We start from the raw sequence: 16,395 nt of genomic DNA, 5'->3' as shown, positions 1-16,395 counted from the left end.
GAAAGAAGGAGATGAATATGAATAAGTGGGACACGGAAGAGGCCATTCGACGCTGGGATATGCATGCAGAAAACTTTACGGCCAAGTACACGGAGGAAGGGGATCGGTCTCGCGAAGTCCTGCTGAATCCGGCATTGCAAGCTTGTATGGAACCCCTTGAGGGCAAAAAAGTGCTGGACGCCGGCTGTGGCGAAGGCTATCTAAGCCGGAAAATGGCCAGGGCGGGTGCTTTGGTAGAGGCTGTCGATTACTCGACAGAGATGCTGAGGCTAGCCAAAGAGCGAACGCCGTCAACGTTGGGAATTACATATCACCATGGCAATCTGGAAAAGCTGGAGATGTTCGGGGACCAGAGCTTTGATCTGATCGTGTCCAATATGGTCATTCAGGACTTGGCTCATTATGAGCGGGCGATTGCCGAAATGCGGCGGTTATTAGTTCCGGGAGGCAGCTTTATTTTTTCTATTCTGCATCCGTGCTTTCTGACGCCGCAGAGTGGATGGGTGAAGGATGAGACAGGGAAAAAGCTGTATTGGAAAGTGGGTCAATATTTCAATGAAGGCCCATTGGAGCAAGCGATTCCTTATGATCAGGAGGAAAAGCTTTTGTATTTTCACCGTACGCTGAGCAGCTATGTACAGACCATTGTTGAGGCGGGTTTGTTGTTGGATGGGATGATCGAACCGAAGCCGTCTGCTGACATGCTGGAGAAATATCCCCATTTCCGTGAAGACCTGAACCTCAGTAATTTTCTCATTTTTAAGACCAAACGTCAGGGATAGTGGGCAAGCCCTTTCCTTTCCGCGTCAAGTGTGGTAGAACAAAAGAAGGCAGTTTTGACACACTTACAACAGGAAGAGCTTCAAACGGAAAGGGATGCAACTGGAATGTACGTGGTATGTAAAGAGCATGTGGAACTGGCAATTGATATGTTCGTCGATGAATACGAGGATGCACCGGATGTCGTCGATCTCAAGGAAACGAAATTTTCGGATTGGGACCCTCCAGTGAAGTGCAAGGAATGTGAGAAGAAAGCCGAGTTTTTGGTCGTCTAAAAAACAAGCACGGGCGTTTCGGGCAGAAACGTCCTTTTTGTATACCAGGACTTATTGCAAAAACACTCATACATAGAGCTATATTTATCCCTACCACGTACTGAGACAGGAGTGAACGATGGATGGACCCTTTACTGCATTCGTTATTTCGTCCGCTTCAAGTCAATGGAAGTGATTTGTCCACGTATTATATCGAACAAAAGCCGTCTGCCGCGCTGAAAGCTTACGTGGCCTGTTATTGGGAGTCCGGTCCGGCTAATAGGGTGGTAGAGGGGAATCTAGCAGCTTCGTACGAAGACACCGCTTTGTTAAGCCTGCCGCAGGAAGAAACCATGGAGCGGGTATTACCTGACGGCTGTACGGATATTCTATTAGAATACGATTCGGTGAATAAGCGTCAGGAACTCTCGTACTGCGGGACATTTACGCAACCATTTGTGTCTGCCAGACAAGCAGGGTCCGAGACACGTATTTTTGCGGTGCGATTTTTTCCGGGCGGGGCACATTATTTTCACGGGATGCCGACTCACTTGTTTACAGGCGGTAATTATCGCTTGGAAGATCTCTGGCCCGAAAGCATAGGGGTTATGAGTGAACGTATTTTTGAGGCGCAGGACTTTAATGAACGGGTGCGCATAATGGATAAGTATCTTAACCAGCTTCTGCTGCGCCAATGCACGAACGATTGTGACCTGATGAAAAACCTGCTGCATCGCATCTTCATGAGCGGTGGGAGTGTGGGGGTTAAGGAGCTTGCGGAGCGTGAGGCGATCAGTGAAAGGCAGCTTAACCGTAAGTTTGGGCAATGGATCGGAATCAGCCCCAAAAAGTTCAGCGAAGTCGTCCGCTTCCAGAGCGTTCTGCACAGTATCCAAAGCGGCGGGGGGCTGGATTGGACGGAGATGGCATTGAAGCATAGCTTTTTCGATCAGGCGCATCTGATCCGCGATTTTCGCAGGTTTTATGGAGACTCCCCGCTTACCGCAGCTAAGGATTTACGGAGGTTGTCCGATTTTTACAATACACGCCCAGAGGCTTCGGCTATACTCAAAATATGAACAAGAATGGCAAAGGAGAGATGTGAATATGAGTGGAACGCTGCAAGTTCGAGATCATTTGCTGAATGAGCTGGAGACGGGAGTACGGACGGGGGAAGCCTTGATCCGTAAAATACGCCCAGAGGATTGGAACTTTCGTCCGCAAGAAAATTTCCGCTCACTACTGGAGTTAGTACATCACTTTGTGCTTATTCCTGCTTCGGATCTTGCGATTATGCAGGAGAAGTCTGAGGGTGAAGTGGGAAGCATTGAAGGCAGCCTGTCCGGGGTGGAAGATCCCGAGCGCTTAGCTACGACTTTCAGGCAGAATTTTGAGGCTTATAAGGCTTACATTCTATCGCTTAGCGAAGAAGATTATCTGAATCGCTCGACGAAGGCCTTTTATATGGAGCATGGACATCTACAGGTCCAATGGCAGATCGAGACCGTGACGCATGTGTTCCATCACCGTTCGCAGATCTATAATTATTTGAAGCAATTGGGGCATGAAGTGAGCTTTTTTATGTTGTATGCTTAAGTATTTTTATAAAAGGTTTAGAGGGCACCTGTGAGGTGCTCTTTTTTTGTTTTATTCAAGGCTTTTTAGGGTGGGAATGGCTTAGTCGAACGCGCGTGAAACTTCTTTACTAACTCGTCTGAGAATGCCGATTTGCTCCTCATTCAATCTGCTGGTCAACGCGACAAATTCATCTACTGCCTCTTGCCGAATCGTTTCGTCTTTAGTCATATGTTCTTTGGAAAACATCAATTCACTGATAGACACGTTTAAGGCAGTTAACACTTTCTCCAAGGTATCAATAGAAAAGTTTCTTTCGCCACGCTCTACCGATCCAATATATGCATCATCTAATCCTGAAAGTTCCGCAAGTTGTTGCTGTGTTAATCCCTTAGCCTTCCGAATCGTTCTAATTCTTTCTCCAACCGAATTCCGTAATTTTGTCATATTAGCCACCTCTCCTAAAGGTTAGGAGAGTATCGATGTAATTAGCAGAGACATAAAGGCGGTAAAATTTATTGAAAAAACTGCGATTAAGTACTATAGTTAATTTATTGTACTACTTATTTGGAGTTTCACAAAGGAATATATTAAGAGCGAGTGCTTTTTATCCTAGTCATTTTAAAGGAGGAACCCTCTTTGCGAACTTCTATCCTGAAATCACTCAAACCGGACATCATTGTTGAAATGTTAGAGATGGCTGTGGCTTTTGAAAACTGGAAAAAGGTGATGGAGACGGCGGATATTTTGTACCAATGTGTACAGCGTATCTATGAAGAACGGCAGTATCATAAAGCAATGAAATTACCCATCCCGCATGTCCATTTAGAACGTCCGTTGGTATATTATTTCGGGCTCAGTCACCTGATGTGTGGAATGGCTCACCAGAACCAGGGTACATATGAGCAGGCAAGGGAGTGTATCTATAAGTATGCTGAGCTGGGGTGGATGGAGGATTTAAAGGAAGAAGACATTCAGGTTGTCGAGGAGTTCAGGTTTTTAGCCAAAACTAATTTATATGCAGTAGATATTTTGTCTGGAAATATAGAGCTGATCGAGGAATACGTAGCCTTTTTGCAGGATAATCTAGAGGAAATATTACCGGGACTGAATACCATTTTACAGGCAGCGCTTATGTATCATTTGGATGTAGGGGATATTTTACATACGTTTGCAGAGCAGATTGATGAATTCGGGAATTATGAAGATGCAGAGAATGTATCTTACTATTATAGCTACTGCTTTCATTTGGCTTTGTACTATCGGAAGTATGATAGGTTACAGGATGCGGTGAAGCTTACTGTGCAGGCGATGCAACTAGCCGATCAGTCGGGTAACGATCGTAATTTCAAGAAATGTACAGCATTGTTTGAGTCCCTGCGCGAGTCTGCGAAAGCTGAACAAATCAGCGAATATCGGCAGATGCTAGTGCAGTGTCTTGATGAATATGAAACGGATAGGCATTTCATTGTGAAGAGCATAAATGAATGATCCGCTATAATCTGAACAGGGAATAGGCTCGTAGTGGAGAGGAAATAGATAGGTAAGAGACGTTTCAGGTGCTAAAATAACTATGTTACAGGTATGTTTTTAAGTTAGGGATCGTAATTACGATTTTACATTATCATTCGACATAGATAGGGGTATGGAATTTGTTTATTCAACTTATAGGTGTGGGGAAGTTAAAAGAGAAGTATTTGGTCATGGGCATTCAGGAATACGCTAAACGGCTGGGGCCATACATCAAGTTTCAAATGATCGAAGTAGCCGATGAAAAGGCTCCTGACACACTGAGCGAAGCGGAGGTTCGACAGGTCAAGGAGCGAGAGGGAGAGCGCATCCTTGCTCATGTGAAAAATGAAGCACATGTCATTGTGCTTGCCATCGACGGCAAACTGTGGAGCTCCGAGGAACTCGCAGAGGAATTGGACAAGCTCGGCACCTACGGTACAAGCCATGTTGTCTTCGTCATTGGCGGAAGCCATGGACTCTCTGACGAAATCATCCGTCGCGCCCAGCAGAAGCTGAGCTTCGGAAGAATGACCCTGCCTCACCAGCTGATGCGATTGGTGCTGGTAGAGCAGATTTATCGGGCGGTGAAGATTAATCGGGGGGAACCGTACCATAAGTAAATGAGTTTTATTGTTTGTTGCTCTAATTTAAATATAAGAAGTATTCTTGTATCTAGTTGAAAATAAAACAAGGCAACACCTCTATAATGGATGTTGCCTTAGTAATTTACGAAATAATGGATTATTACATCAAAGGGCAATTTGTTTTAATAAACGAATTTAAAAGAATATTGAAATAGAAACGCCTTACGAAGAAAGTGGTAAGGTGTTATAAAAGACTATATTAAAACTAATGAACTAGAACTATTTTTTTTAATCACTTTTAAGTTTTTTTTTGCCCAATATGCTAAAGGAATTGCCATCGCCTTTGCTAACATAACTGGTACAGCATTCCCAATCTGTTTATATTGTTTGTCTAGTCTATTATTTTTTTGTACATTTGTGTTTCTTCCATCGGAAAATATAAACCAGTCTGGAAAAGTTTGAATACGAGCAATTTCTTTTACAGATAAACGGCGATGTAGAGATTCATCTCCAGGAAGATTCCACTTATCCTTTTCTAACTTTATCATTTCAGGACCGCCAGGATGTAAAGGTGCTTGTCTACCAGAAGCTTGAATTGTGAAACTTTGTTCAATCCACTTTTTCTTTCTGTTTCGTGATAAGTAAATTGGCGAAAATCCTCCTTCAAACCAATCTCCAGGATTTATTTCGAGGTCCTCAATTGCGTCCTTTAATGTTACAAAGGGTAGTTTTCCTTTACCGTGGGTCGGCTCTGGATAGTCATATTCAAAATCCAAATCGTCTCGGATTCCAACAATAAAAACCCTTTCTCTCAACTGTGGTACACCGTAATCTCTAGCATTAACCAATTTGAATTTTACATTATAACCAGCAGATGCAAAATCCTGCACAATTTGATTAATAACTTCACCTTTACCTAACGTCAGCATACCTTTTACATTTTCCGCAATAAATGCAAATGGTTTTGCATGAAAAAGGCAACGGATAAAATGTATATAAAGGAAATTTCGCTCATCATCTATTAATCGTGGACCAGCTTCACTGAACCCAGGACAAGGGAATCCTCCAAGGACAAAATCCGCCTTTGGAAATTCTTTAACTTTTCGTATATCTAGTTGTTGTTGAAATACTGGAGGGAAATTTAACTTGTATGATTCATTTGCTTCTTTAAAAAGGTCATTTGTATATATTGTATGGAAGATACTTTCCTCTCTAACTGAGTTATACCAATCCTTATCTTTAAAAGCTCTGAGGGCCTCCTTTTCCCCAATAGCTGCAGCAAGTCCCGCCAACTCTAGTCCTAAGTCTAAACCGCCACAACCTGAGAATAAGCTAATTACATTTATTTTATCTTCTCGATAATCCAAGTTAGGTAGTTCAAAATCATCTTTTATATTTTGAATTGTTTCTTGTTCTTCTTTAATTTTTTCTAGAAGGAGTTGCCTTACCTCATTTGAGTCGTAATCTTTTAAAGGTCGGTATTTAGCTCGTCCTCTTTCTTCAACTTTCACTACCCATACCTCCCTAAAGATGATAATCTACTTTTATTCTAACATCTACAACGTGATAAGGCCAGTATTTTCTTTTATATAGGAATTAATTAACAGTATAATGTAATTAAGTTATAATATTTGGGAGGTAAGATTTATGAAAAAGAATCCTAGACTTATTGGGGATGAACATGTTAAAGATGTTTATCAAGCCCTGCTTAAATACATAAAGAACGAATCCATTGATTACTATCCAAAAACAGTTACTCAAACTGTACTATATATTACAAATCTTTATCCTTATATAGAGTCTGTTAAGTATAAATTTGACACAAATAATCCTGATCAGGAAAAGGATTTGACTTTGTATGTTAATAGCAACCAAACAATATCAGTTAATCTTTTTCTTGTTAGAAAAGGCGGTAGAATTCAACAAAAAAACCCTGGGGCAAAAAGCTTCTTTTCAAAATATTTTTTATCTGAAAGACTGCAATTGAAGTTTAATCAACTATTTGAGATGAAATACCAAAACTTTCTAAATGAACTCGTGGAGTTAAAATTAGGGGAGCATTATGTAAAAGATATAAAGGAATTAAAAAAACTGGTATCTGGGTACTTCCCAAAATTTACAGATGAAATTAACCCATATAGGGATTTATTTTTATACAATTTAAGAGAATTATGTTTCTCCTTGCTGAAGGATTTCTACAACGAAAGAAATGAGGGCTTTTTTCATGCGTATAATGTTTTTTTTATGACAGAAGACGTTAATATTATAACAAGCTATGGTAAAACCCAAAATGATGTTAATGTAGAACAGTTTGATCCAGGTACACCTCGATTTAGCGATATTCAAATATATAAATCTGGAAAGAATGCAGTTGGGATTAAGTATGGAGAAGTAGCACTAACTTTAAGGTTTAAATTTGAAAGTAGCCCAACTTCTTCAATAAAGCTCGCTGCAAGCTATGACAAATTTCCGGATGAATCCGAAAAAGAAGAAATTAATTTTGTTACAGTAAAGGAAATGCAGTATTTATTAAACAACCATCAATATACACATAACTCAAACAGTAGTAATGCAATTGGAAAATGCCACGAAGCTATTACCTACTTCTATTTCTTGAAAGAATTCCCTAATGTTTCACAGGTAGAACCAGATGAATGTGTTCAGTTGATGAGGAAGTATTATTCACTTGTGAAACCACAAGTGTTAGAAAAGTTATATAATTCAACTTCTTCCCTCGTTCCAGTTATAAGAGAAAAATTGTCACAAAAATATAATAATTTCCAAATAAAAAGCGTTGAGCTAGTTCCTGAAAGTTACATTAATGACAGGCTTGATACTGGTGATCTGCAGCTAATTCTGATAGTCAATAAAGAGTATATTGTTGAAAGCATTTCTCTAAAAGCCCTAGCTAAAAGAAATAGTAACATTACTACTAAGAACCCAGGAATCGGAACAATAATTGGTCCAACATATTTTAACATAGGCACTCTGGAACCTGTAGTAAACGAAGTAAAATCAAAATTCCAAATAGGTGAGTTAAATCATAAAGAGAGTTTAGAAGTTTTAGCTGCAGAACTTGGGTTAAAACTAAAAGAGGCAACACAGGAACAATTAAAAAGGGGCATCGAAAATCTCCTTGGCAAAGCTATGTTGGCAGTTACATTCTATGATGACAATGTGAGTATTTGTAAGGAACATTCAAAAATTGATGGTAATATAACCGTCTACATAAAAACACCTACAGCAATTCAAAATAAACTAGCTTGGCATAATGACTTGGAGGCAATTAACCTTCGTGTAAAGTTTAGTCGCGGGCAAAACCATGGCTGGTCTACAGTTAAATTGACATCAGAGTACCGATTAAAGTAATATATATTACTTTTGGAAGGGAGGGGAAATGAATTTCAATGATTTGAATTTCGAGAGAAACCCGGACATCGTCGGTTGGCTGAAGATTGACGGCACCCTTAGTACCCGGTCATACAGAATCCACAGGATGCGCAGTACTATCTTAATTATGATTTCGATAAAAAGAAAAGCAAAAGCGACTTCCCCTTTTTGGACGAGCACAGCTGGATCAACGCCTCGGACATTTTGCTGATTCACGGGCATCACATGGAAAGCGGCTTGATGTTTAAAGATTTGATGAAGTACAAGAAAGAAAGCTTTTATAAGGAGCATGCTAGTGTTCGGGAGTAGCTTTCTCCTAATTGTAGTCATCGCTATCGAGGTTTAAATTTCGATTACTTTTTGGGGAGCCACGTTCCCGCAATTTTGAGTTAATAACTTTGAATTTTAACCAACTAATAATCCGCTTTACTAACTCCGATGGCCGTAAAGACTGCATTCGAGATGGTACTCTGAAATCACCGAATCAATCTCTGAACTTGCCAAGCTCACTTTAAAGGTATGTTTGAGGGAAGTTTCTTTCATGCAAGCGGTAAATCAGTTTCAAGGTTCCGTTCAAGCATTAGTATATTAATTATATTTTAATCTGGAGAAATCACTCAACATAAATGTAACTCGTTAAATTTATCCTCTGTCTATGAAAAAAGACCCTCTCAAAACCAACTCCTACCCACTCTTCCGATTTCTATGCTTTAATAAAATGAGCAGTATCAACAAGAAGCGTTGAAAGTGGGATTCTATGAAGCGACTAACGATTGGCCTGTTCGCCCATGTGGATGCAGGTAAGACAACTTTTGCGGAACAGCTGCTGTACCATACGAACAGTATCCGGTCGCGGGGGCGGGTGGATCATCAGGATGCGTTTCTGGACAGCCACGACATCGAGCGGGCAAGGGGCATTACGGTGTTCGCAGATCAGGCGGTAATAGAATATAAGGGAGATAGCTATTACATAATAGACACGCCTGGACACGTCGATTTCTCCCCGGAGATGGAGCGGACGATTCAGGTCATTGATTATGCCATCCTGATTGTAAGCGCAGTTGAAGGTGTCCAGGGCCATACGGAGACGGTCTGGCAGCTGCTGCGCAAGCATCGGATTCCGACGTTCTTCTTTATTAACAAGACGGATCGGATCGGCGCGGATGCAGGCAGAACCGAGGAGGATATCCGTCAGCAGTTGACGGGGGATGTATGCTGCATTACACAGAGCTTCGCTGACGGCATAGTCGGCGAGCCGCTGCGGGAGTGCATGGCGGAGCGGGACGAAGCCTTGCTGGAAGCGTTCCTGGAGGGGAGAGAGGATACCGGCTTCTGGCTGGAGGCCCTGCAGAGGATGATAGCGGCGAGTCTCCTCTTCCCCTGTGCTTACGGCTCTGCACTTCAGGATACAGGCGTCGTTGAGTTTCTGGATCAGCTGCATCTGCTGACAACAACCACTTATGACGAGAATGCTTCGTTCCAGGGGCGGACTTATAAAATTCGGCACGATGCAGGCGGAGCGAGACTCACGTTCATTAAGGCGCTGGGTGGTCGGCTGAAGGTGAGGGAACAGCTTAGTTACGAGAGCGGCGGGGTTCAATATGACGAAAAAGTTACGCGGCTCTTCTTGTTTAACGGCCTTAAATCGCAGCCGGTGGAACAAGTGGAAGCCGGCGATTTGTTTGCGGTTGCCGGCTTGTCCGCCGCCGAAGCTGGGCAAGGCCTTGGGTCGATATCAGACAAGTTAACTTACGATTCGGAGCCGACGTTACAGTCCAAGGTATTATTCGACAATTCAATACATGTACAGAAGGTGCTCGGTGCTTTTCGCACGCTGGAGGCGGAGGAACCGTCTCTGAACGTCGTTTGGGATGAGAAATTGCAGGAGATTTCTATCCGCGTCATGGGATTGATTCAACTGGAAGTGCTGGAGCAGCTTGTTAGAGAGCGGTTTGGCTTTGCTATCTCTTTTGGACAACCGGAAATCTTGTATAAGGAAACGATTCAATCGGCTGTGAAAGGGTACGGCCACTTCGAACCGCTCAGGCATTATGCGGAAGTGCATCTGCTGATTGAACCGGGAGCAAGGGGCAACGGCATCATGCTCGATAGCAGATGTCATGCCGATGATCTGAATGTCAGCTATCAGAATTTGATTCGGAATCACCTCTATGAACGGGAGCATCACGGACTGCTGACCGGCATGCCGGTCACCGACGTGAACATTACGCTGCTGAGGGGACGCGCGCATAAAGAACATACCCATGGCGGCGATTTTCGTGAGGCTGCCTTTCGAGCACTACGGCAGGGTCTGGAGAAGGCGGACAACGTGCTGCTGGAGCCCTTTTACGATTTTAAAATCAAGGTCGCTATCGATGAAATGGGCAGGGTGCTGTCCGATATTCAGCGTGCTTCAGGTACTTTTAATCCGCCGCAGACAACCGGAATGCAAGCGGTGGTCACGGGCAGGGTGCCCGTGTCGACTTTCATGAACTACAGTGCCGAATTTGCATCCTTTACGCATGGACGAGGCAGTATCCGCTGCGTGTTCAGCGGCTACGACCGCTGTCATAATACGGAGGAAGTCATAGAGCGGATGGGCTACCGCAAAGAGGCAGACCCATTGTATACATCCTCCTCTATCTTTTGCGCCAAGGGGGCGGGTTACTCGGTGCCATGGGATGAGGCGGAAGCCAAGATGCACCTTGAATTAGAACCCTAATCGCACATATTTCCAGGATTCAGGTGAATAGTAGGTAGATTTAGGGTGAACAATCTTTATAATGGAAATAAGATATATTTTATAGGGCTAAGGAGAAATTGTCGTGAAACCGACGCAAGGAATAGAAGCGCTGGCGGCGGAGATTGCCGAGGTGGCTAGGACGTCCTTTCGTACTCTTTTTGAAAACGGCGAACGTTACTATTACTGCACGCTATTTACTACTGGAGAGGGACATGCGCCAAGCATCTCCGCCTGGTCATGGGAGGCCTTGGAGAGGGAAGCGGCCAGGCAAGGAGACGAAAGCGACACGCCGGGATCAACGATTGCGGAACTCATCAAATGGTCTTATGCCGATTCACCCTATTGTTGTTACGAGGAGGAGGACTTCGATGATGTTAAACAATTATTTATGGAGCGTCCTTCCATTGCGGAGCTTGAAGCTGATGAATGGAATCGTGAATTTGATTCGAGGCTGAAGGCCATGGAGCTGGCGATGAAAATGCTCGATAATGAAGGCGTGTTTGCCTTGAATCAACCGCGAGAGGCTGTATGCGTCCTTGTCGAGGTCATGCCGCCGGATGAGATCAACACCGAAATCGCCCTGCGTTTGAATCAGGCGGAGTCTCCGGCAATGCAAGCATGGTTGGCGGAAGCGGCGGAGTGAGGGCATTCGTGTTTCTTGAGGGAGATGTTGTAAAATGCCTACGGAAAATCAAATGAATATTTTAGTTGAGAGAACAGATTGTATTCTTTATTATGCGGGATCGCCTCTATCGAACGAACATAGTGCAGGCTGGATCGGCGGGAATGCACCCGAATTTTTTGATGATCAAGAAGACCTCATCCAAGAAGGTAACCCAAAATATGTTTTTTACTTGAGCCTCGTCCATCCCTTTAAACCTGAGAGCATGATTTCGATCTTCATCCCTGAAGACTATGAGGAGTATTTGGAAAATAACATTTATCCTAATTGCCCGATCAAGGTGATTGAGCATCCCATTTCGACTGAAAGCGTCAAAGATATGTTTACTAACCCGGGTCTTATAAAGCATGTAATTTCAAACGGGGAACTAAGCCATGACGAAAAGTCGATGGATCAGCCTTATTTGATCAAAGTAGGCGGAAACCCGAGACTTATTCAAAATGAAGACTATTATTTTGCGAAGCTGAGGGAGGAGTCATTCTCTTTTTTATTTCAGGTAGATGAAGATGGCTACCCCGAAACGTTGCTTCAAGAGGATTACAATTATCCTTTTGGTTTTGGATCACTATATATTTTTGCCAAAATGGGGACGACTGAGATACAACATCCAGTAGCGGGTTTTTGGCAATTCTCTTGATATAGCGTGGGGATCCTCGGGAGGACTTGAACGGCGGTGAGCCCGCCAAGCGATTTTTGGCGTGCGTATGTCCTATTCGCACAAGCAGGCAGCCCGCCCCTGGCGTAAACTGAATTATAATCAGTGAGCGAGGTGAACTTCCATGGCACAATCGAAGGAGATGCGTGCACGGGCTAAGAAATTTCAAGGCCGTCCGGTCTGTGTCACCCTGCACAGCGGAGAGACCTACGTCGGCTACATCACCGACGTTAATCGCGGCGGGTTGATACTTGCCAGTGCTGGGGCTCCTCCACGCGCTTCTTCCGGGAGGCAAAATAATTCCCAATCTCTCAAACGCAGAGCCAGTTCGCATGCCCCGGGCGTCCGTCTCGGCAACCGGAAAAGCGGCGCACGTAAACCGTCTGGCCGTTCGCGCTCCCGCAAGCCGGACGCCAAGGTGTCGGCATTCCTGCCGATGATGGGCTCGCTGTTAGGCGGCCTTGGCGGCTCCACTGCAGGCGCAGGAGGGCTTGGCGGTATGCTCGGCGGCGGTTTGCGGCTGTTCGGCATGATCCAGAAATTTGTCCCGGTCGTGAAGATGGGCTACGGCATGATCAAGTCCATTCGCCCGTTTCTCGGCGCCGTTAAAGGCTTGATGCCCCCGGCCAGTCCGGCCACGCCGGATAACGAATAATCGTATATCTGTGAACTGTAAGCTCCCTTTGAGTGGTCAAAGGGGGCTAGTCCACAAACCATTATCACTACCACTGTCTAATCCAAATCGGTTTTAACTCGGAATAGCCCATTTCCTTTAGTAAATCCCAGGCATGATCCAGAACGTGAGGCTTCCCCTGGACCCAAAGTTCTTGTCGTTTTGCCATCAAGAAAGAGATGATTTCAGCAATATGTTTGGGTTTACCTAGATGGATGACAGTTTCTATTTCATTATTTTGGGCTGAAATGTCATAAAAGGACCAAAAAGTATGAGGCTCTTCTTCAGGAGGATTCGCCTGAAAGATGAGCGTGATTTTGATGTTTTTATTCTCTTTCGGAGATAGGTTTAGGATGAAGCGAGACCCGCCTGAGTACCAATAAACGAAGGCATAACCGTCGACCGTAATATTTCTTAATTGGCTTTTCATTATTTTCTCCCTCACGATATGTTGTTTAAAATGAGCTGCGTTTGATGAGTCTCTAGATACATAACACTTTAAAGAGGTACGTCCCATAGAAAAAATAATAAAATTGCTGGATAAGCAAACAAAGGAAACCTGGCTATGGTCAACAGGAGGGTTCAAATATGTGGTTTGGCAAGAAAGAAACGCAAATGGATCGAATAAAAAACAAACTGAGCCAAGCTATGCGCAAAGACGCGGATTTCTCAGTGTTTGGATCATCCTCACATCAATACAGGGTTAAAGAGAAGCTTACAGCAAAAGAACTGGCGGACTGGCAAGCCCACAATCAGGTCACACTTCCTGAGCCTTATGCGCTGTTTTTAACGAACATCGGCAATGGAGGCGCCGGACCTTATTATGGAATATATTCAATTGGAAAGGCAACTTCCTACACCGAGTGCCAAGCGCTCCTTGCAAAATCCGTTCTGTACCCCGGGATGACCAAAGAGGAATGGAACCGTCTAATTGAGCCCCTGACCAAGGACGAGGACATTCCCGATGAGGAATACGACGACACCTGTAATAAGGTGTTGGGCGGCATGTTGTGCATAGGCACCCAAGGCTGCGAATACGACATGTATCTCGTACTTGAGGGGAAATATAGGGGGAGAATTGTGTACACCTCCGATTTTCATCCTGATCATCCTTTTTTCTTTGTCTATGAAGACAGCTTTCTGGACTGGTACGAGCGCTGGCTGGATGAAATTATTCTGGATTATGATATCGGGTGGTTTGGCAGTCGAATGCCGGGTGATGAGAATGCGCTGATCCAGATTTATCAGAGCGCTCCAAACGAAGAAATCCAAGCCAAAGCGCTTGATGGAATGTTCAAGTTTAAGAAAGTCTCTCAGCTAACCCTTGCTTTTTTGAAAAAAATTGCGGAGCAAAGCCCCAAAAATCGGACCACAGCCATTTGGCTCATCTGCCAAACTTCTTTTGACACGGGTAGAAAATATCTTCTGGGGCTGTTGCAATCGGATGAACACGGGGATTTTCTGCAAGCTTTACAGATTCTGCACGCTACCAGTAAAACTGAGGATTTAACGGAGTTTATTCCAGTGATCTTGCAAAGGCTTGACCGGATTCACGACCCGGAAACGTTGCGTTATGCAGGGTATATCTTGGAAGAGTACGGTGCGATTACGCTCCAGAACTTTGCACCTTTCTTGTGTCACGCCGACCCGAAAATGCATACCACTGCCATCTATGCCGCGCGCAGTTGCGAAAACAAGCTGGGAAGCTGGCAGATCATTGAACAGATGTTGATGGGGGGCGGCCCGCAGGTTCTGAATAACTTGATTTTATACTGGGGCATTATTCCACATGAGAAGCTGCTGTCTTACTATAAGGAGGTATGGCCGAAATACAAAAGCAATCCGAATTTCAGAGAAAAATTTATCGGTTGTTTGCGAGAACTGCATTTGCCAGATGATTATTTCGACAAAGACGAATCGTAATGAAGGCGTACATGCATTATCCATAAAATGTAAACGAAATCGGATTTACGAGGAAGCCGAAAAAATGCTAAAACGCTACTGACATCCCGTTGTCAGTAGCGTTTTTGTATATTAGGAGTATGCGAATATCGCAGTGCTTTGAGAGGGGGCGGCCTTTCTCAAAATCTTATTATAGAGGTGGAACTTATTCATGAAAAATATCAATTGGGAAGTTGATCCGGACCACAGCTCCGTCGAGTTTTCGGTGACGCATTTAATGATTAGTAGAATTAAAGGAGTATTCGAGCATTTCCAAGCGATCTTGAGTTTTGACCCCAACAATTTAAAAACCATGGGTATTCAGGCTTCCATAGATGCAAATAGTATTACAACTCGCCAATCGCAACGAGATGAACACCTGAAGAGTGACGACTTCCTTCATGCAGCCAAGTATCCAACCATTACGTTTCAAAGCACCAGCTGCGTCCTTGCTGGCGAAAGGCAATATGAACTTACGGGCAATCTAACTCTGCATGGAGTAACCAAACCCATCACTTTTCATACCTTTTTTGAAGGACTAAACAAAGACCCTCGTGGCCGGGAACGTGTAGGATTTCATTCAACAGCCAGTATTGACCGCAATGAATTTGGCTTGACATTCAACTCGCCTCTGGAAAAAGGCGGGGTTATCGTCGGAAATGAAGTGAGAATCGAGCTTTATATCGAGGCAATTAGAATAGAATAGCAGTCCTAAAGGCCATCCTTTTAGCGGGGTGGTCTTTAAACTTGCCGTTACAGGTAGGGCGGTGAACCGTATCACAAATAAGGGCGGAAATTTTGAAGCAAAACAGTTTTGTTTTCCATAAGCATGAATTAGAATGTGGACTAAATGCAAATGCTTCGATAGAATATCATTCTATATTGTTGTGTTTTTTATTAAGGCGGATTGGGGAGGTAATCATGGGAAATACGGATAAGTTTGAAATGATAGCTAATGTATATGACACTTCTGAAAGAATTCAAATTGCAAAGGCATCATCTGATGCCATTCGTGAGTATGTAGTTGACGCTAATAGTAAGAATGCTATTGATTTTGGGTGTGGAACAGGTCTTGTCGGAATGAGCTTGTTAAATGATTTTAATTCTATGCTTTTTCTGGATACTTCACAAAACATGATTAATCAAATAAAGCAAAAAATTACTGATCTTCACATTCAGAATGCAGATACATTATGTTTTGACTTTGAAAAGGAAGGTCTAACGGATTTACATGCGGACTATATTTTTATGGCTCAGGTTCTGCTCCATATTCATGATGTTGAATTTGTTTTATCCAGATTATTTGATGTTCTAAATGAAGGAGGACATTTACTAATCGTAGATTTTAATAAAAATGAAAAAGTAGTTTCAGATATAGTTCATAACGGGTTTAATCAAGAAGAGCTGGCTGACATTATGACTAAAATAGGGTATAGAGATATTCAATCCAAAACTTTTTATAATGCAAGTAAAATATTCATGGGACAAGATGCATCTATGTTTATCCTTGATTCTCGAAAATAAACTTTAGGCAGAAATCAGCTCTCCTTATAGTTAGCGGTTCTAAGGTACAACGAAATAAAAGGCCGCCCCTTATGAGACAGCC

The 16,395-nt window shown here is 43.4% G+C and carries 17 protein-coding genes and 1 pseudogene; 15 read left to right on the top strand and 3 right to left on the bottom strand.

The annotated features are described in order from the left end of the window. The first annotated feature begins 17 nt into the window (after positions 1–17). The 4 genes from NSQ57_RS25190 (at position 18) to NSQ57_RS25175 (ending at position 2,630) form a co-directional block, all read left to right on the top strand. The gene (locus tag NSQ57_RS25190; RefSeq protein ID WP_342425476.1) at positions 18–782 is read left to right on the top strand and encodes a class I SAM-dependent methyltransferase; all 765 of its coding nucleotides are present in this window, start codon (positions 18–20) and stop codon (positions 780–782) included. Positions 783–887: 105 nt separating this feature from the next. Then, a complete protein-coding gene (locus NSQ57_RS25185; RefSeq protein ID WP_013373879.1) occupies positions 888–1,055 on the top strand; it encodes a CxxH/CxxC protein in 168 nt (55 codons plus the stop codon). A gap of 122 nt (positions 1,056–1,177) precedes the next feature. Then, a complete protein-coding gene (locus NSQ57_RS25180; RefSeq protein WP_342425475.1) occupies positions 1,178–2,113 on the top strand; it encodes a helix-turn-helix domain-containing protein in 936 nt (311 codons plus the stop codon). 28 nt (positions 2,114–2,141) lie between these two features. Next, positions 2,142–2,630, top strand: a complete 489-nt coding sequence (locus tag NSQ57_RS25175; RefSeq protein ID WP_209950118.1) for a DinB family protein — start codon at positions 2,142–2,144, stop codon at positions 2,628–2,630. Between the two features lie 81 nt (positions 2,631–2,711). Here NSQ57_RS25175 and NSQ57_RS25170 read toward each other — a convergent pair whose 3' ends face one another. After that, on the bottom strand, positions 2,712–3,056 hold the full coding sequence (locus NSQ57_RS25170) for a helix-turn-helix transcriptional regulator (RefSeq protein ID WP_209950117.1): 345 nt from the start codon (positions 3,054–3,056) through the stop codon (positions 2,712–2,714). A 192-nt stretch (positions 3,057–3,248) separates the two neighbouring features. Between NSQ57_RS25170 and NSQ57_RS25165 the strand changes: the two genes are divergently transcribed. Both NSQ57_RS25165 and rlmH read left to right on the top strand, forming a co-directional pair. Continuing rightward, positions 3,249–4,100 carry a DNA-binding protein gene (locus NSQ57_RS25165; protein ID WP_209950116.1) on the top strand — a complete coding sequence of 284 codons (852 nt, stop codon included), beginning with the start codon at positions 3,249–3,251 and terminating at the stop codon, positions 4,098–4,100. Between the two features lie 161 nt (positions 4,101–4,261). Beyond that, the gene (rlmH, locus tag NSQ57_RS25160; protein ID WP_209950115.1) at positions 4,262–4,741 is read left to right on the top strand and encodes a 23S rRNA (pseudouridine(1915)-N(3))-methyltransferase RlmH; all 480 of its coding nucleotides are present in this window, start codon (positions 4,262–4,264) and stop codon (positions 4,739–4,741) included. A gap of 218 nt (positions 4,742–4,959) precedes the next feature. On the opposite strand, the gene NSQ57_RS25155 is transcribed toward rlmH, so the two are convergent. Then, on the bottom strand, positions 4,960–6,216 hold the full coding sequence (locus tag NSQ57_RS25155; RefSeq protein WP_209950114.1) for a DNA cytosine methyltransferase: 1,257 nt from the start codon (positions 6,214–6,216) through the stop codon (positions 4,960–4,962). A gap of 136 nt (positions 6,217–6,352) precedes the next feature. Between NSQ57_RS25155 and NSQ57_RS25150 the strand changes: the two genes are divergently transcribed. The 6 genes and pseudogenes from NSQ57_RS25150 to NSQ57_RS25125 all read left to right on the top strand — a co-directional run bounded on the left by NSQ57_RS25150 (position 6,353) and on the right by NSQ57_RS25125 (position 12,830). After that, on the top strand, positions 6,353–8,074 hold the full coding sequence (locus NSQ57_RS25150) for a hypothetical protein (protein WP_209950113.1): 1,722 nt from the start codon (positions 6,353–6,355) through the stop codon (positions 8,072–8,074). A gap of 34 nt (positions 8,075–8,108) precedes the next feature. Next, positions 8,109–8,398, top strand: a pseudogene (locus NSQ57_RS25145) (class B sortase); the annotation flags it as partial. Positions 8,399–8,852: 454 nt separating this feature from the next. After that, complete coding sequence (locus NSQ57_RS25140) at positions 8,853–10,817, top strand: TetM/TetW/TetO/TetS family tetracycline resistance ribosomal protection protein (RefSeq protein ID WP_209950112.1); 1,965 nt, start codon at positions 8,853–8,855, stop codon at positions 10,815–10,817. Positions 10,818–10,920: 103 nt separating this feature from the next. After that, positions 10,921–11,481 carry a DUF4303 domain-containing protein gene (locus NSQ57_RS25135; RefSeq protein WP_209950111.1) on the top strand — a complete coding sequence of 187 codons (561 nt, stop codon included), beginning with the start codon at positions 10,921–10,923 and terminating at the stop codon, positions 11,479–11,481. A 34-nt stretch (positions 11,482–11,515) separates the two neighbouring features. Further along, complete coding sequence (locus NSQ57_RS25130) at positions 11,516–12,157, top strand: hypothetical protein (RefSeq protein ID WP_209950110.1); 642 nt, start codon at positions 11,516–11,518, stop codon at positions 12,155–12,157. Positions 12,158–12,299: 142 nt separating this feature from the next. Then, positions 12,300–12,830: a hypothetical protein gene (locus NSQ57_RS25125; RefSeq protein WP_342425474.1), complete on the top strand. Its 531-nt coding sequence runs from the start codon at positions 12,300–12,302 to the stop codon at positions 12,828–12,830. A gap of 67 nt (positions 12,831–12,897) precedes the next feature. Here the strand turns inward: NSQ57_RS25125 and NSQ57_RS25120 are convergent, their stop codons facing one another. Further along, positions 12,898–13,278, bottom strand: a complete 381-nt coding sequence (locus NSQ57_RS25120; protein ID WP_165145499.1) for a hypothetical protein — start codon at positions 13,276–13,278, stop codon at positions 12,898–12,900. 158 nt (positions 13,279–13,436) lie between these two features. On the opposite strand from NSQ57_RS25120, the gene NSQ57_RS25115 reads away from it, so the two are divergent. From NSQ57_RS25115 to NSQ57_RS25105, 3 genes are all read left to right on the top strand, one after another. Beyond that, on the top strand, positions 13,437–14,771 hold the full coding sequence (locus tag NSQ57_RS25115; RefSeq protein WP_342425473.1) for an SMI1/KNR4 family protein: 1,335 nt from the start codon (positions 13,437–13,439) through the stop codon (positions 14,769–14,771). A 190-nt stretch (positions 14,772–14,961) separates the two neighbouring features. After that, complete coding sequence (locus NSQ57_RS25110) at positions 14,962–15,495, top strand: YceI family protein (RefSeq protein WP_209950107.1); 534 nt, start codon at positions 14,962–14,964, stop codon at positions 15,493–15,495. Positions 15,496–15,710: 215 nt separating this feature from the next. Beyond that, complete coding sequence (locus tag NSQ57_RS25105; protein WP_209950106.1) at positions 15,711–16,313, top strand: class I SAM-dependent methyltransferase; 603 nt, start codon at positions 15,711–15,713, stop codon at positions 16,311–16,313. Positions 16,314–16,395: the final 82 nt, after the last annotated feature.

The sequence above is a fragment of the Paenibacillus sp. FSL L8-0502 genome, from assembly GCF_038593055.1.
GTDB classification, from domain to species: Bacteria; Bacillota; Bacilli; order Paenibacillales; family Paenibacillaceae; genus Paenibacillus; species Paenibacillus polymyxa_D.
This window is presented reverse-complemented; position numbering and strand designations above follow the sequence as displayed.

Bases quoted from the DNA above. Each gene is read 5' to 3' on its own strand.
- NSQ57_RS25190 (WP_342425476.1), top strand. From the start codon at position 18: ATGAATAAGTGGGACACGGAAGAGGCCATTCGACGCTGGGATATGCAT.
- NSQ57_RS25140 (WP_209950112.1), top strand. From the start codon at position 8,853: ATGAAGCGACTAACGATTGGCCTGTTCGCCCATGTGGATGCAGGTAAG.
- NSQ57_RS25185 (WP_013373879.1), top strand. From the start codon at position 888: ATGTACGTGGTATGTAAAGAGCATGTGGAACTGGCAATTGATATGTTC.
- NSQ57_RS25105 (WP_209950106.1), top strand. From the start codon at position 15,711: ATGGGAAATACGGATAAGTTTGAAATGATAGCTAATGTATATGACACT.
- NSQ57_RS25150 (WP_209950113.1), top strand. From the start codon at position 6,353: ATGAAAAAGAATCCTAGACTTATTGGGGATGAACATGTTAAAGATGTT.
- NSQ57_RS25130 (WP_209950110.1), top strand. From the start codon at position 11,516: ATGCCTACGGAAAATCAAATGAATATTTTAGTTGAGAGAACAGATTGT.
- NSQ57_RS25125 (WP_342425474.1), top strand. From the start codon at position 12,300: ATGGCACAATCGAAGGAGATGCGTGCACGGGCTAAGAAATTTCAAGGC.
- NSQ57_RS25115 (WP_342425473.1), top strand. From the start codon at position 13,437: ATGTGGTTTGGCAAGAAAGAAACGCAAATGGATCGAATAAAAAACAAA.
- NSQ57_RS25180 (WP_342425475.1), top strand. From the start codon at position 1,178: ATGGACCCTTTACTGCATTCGTTATTTCGTCCGCTTCAAGTCAATGGA.
- NSQ57_RS25110 (WP_209950107.1), top strand. From the start codon at position 14,962: ATGAAAAATATCAATTGGGAAGTTGATCCGGACCACAGCTCCGTCGAG.
- NSQ57_RS25175 (WP_209950118.1), top strand. From the start codon at position 2,142: ATGAGTGGAACGCTGCAAGTTCGAGATCATTTGCTGAATGAGCTGGAG.
- NSQ57_RS25120 (WP_165145499.1), bottom strand. From the start codon at position 13,278: ATGAAAAGCCAATTAAGAAATATTACGGTCGACGGTTATGCCTTCGTT.
- NSQ57_RS25170 (WP_209950117.1), bottom strand. From the start codon at position 3,056: ATGACAAAATTACGGAATTCGGTTGGAGAAAGAATTAGAACGATTCGG.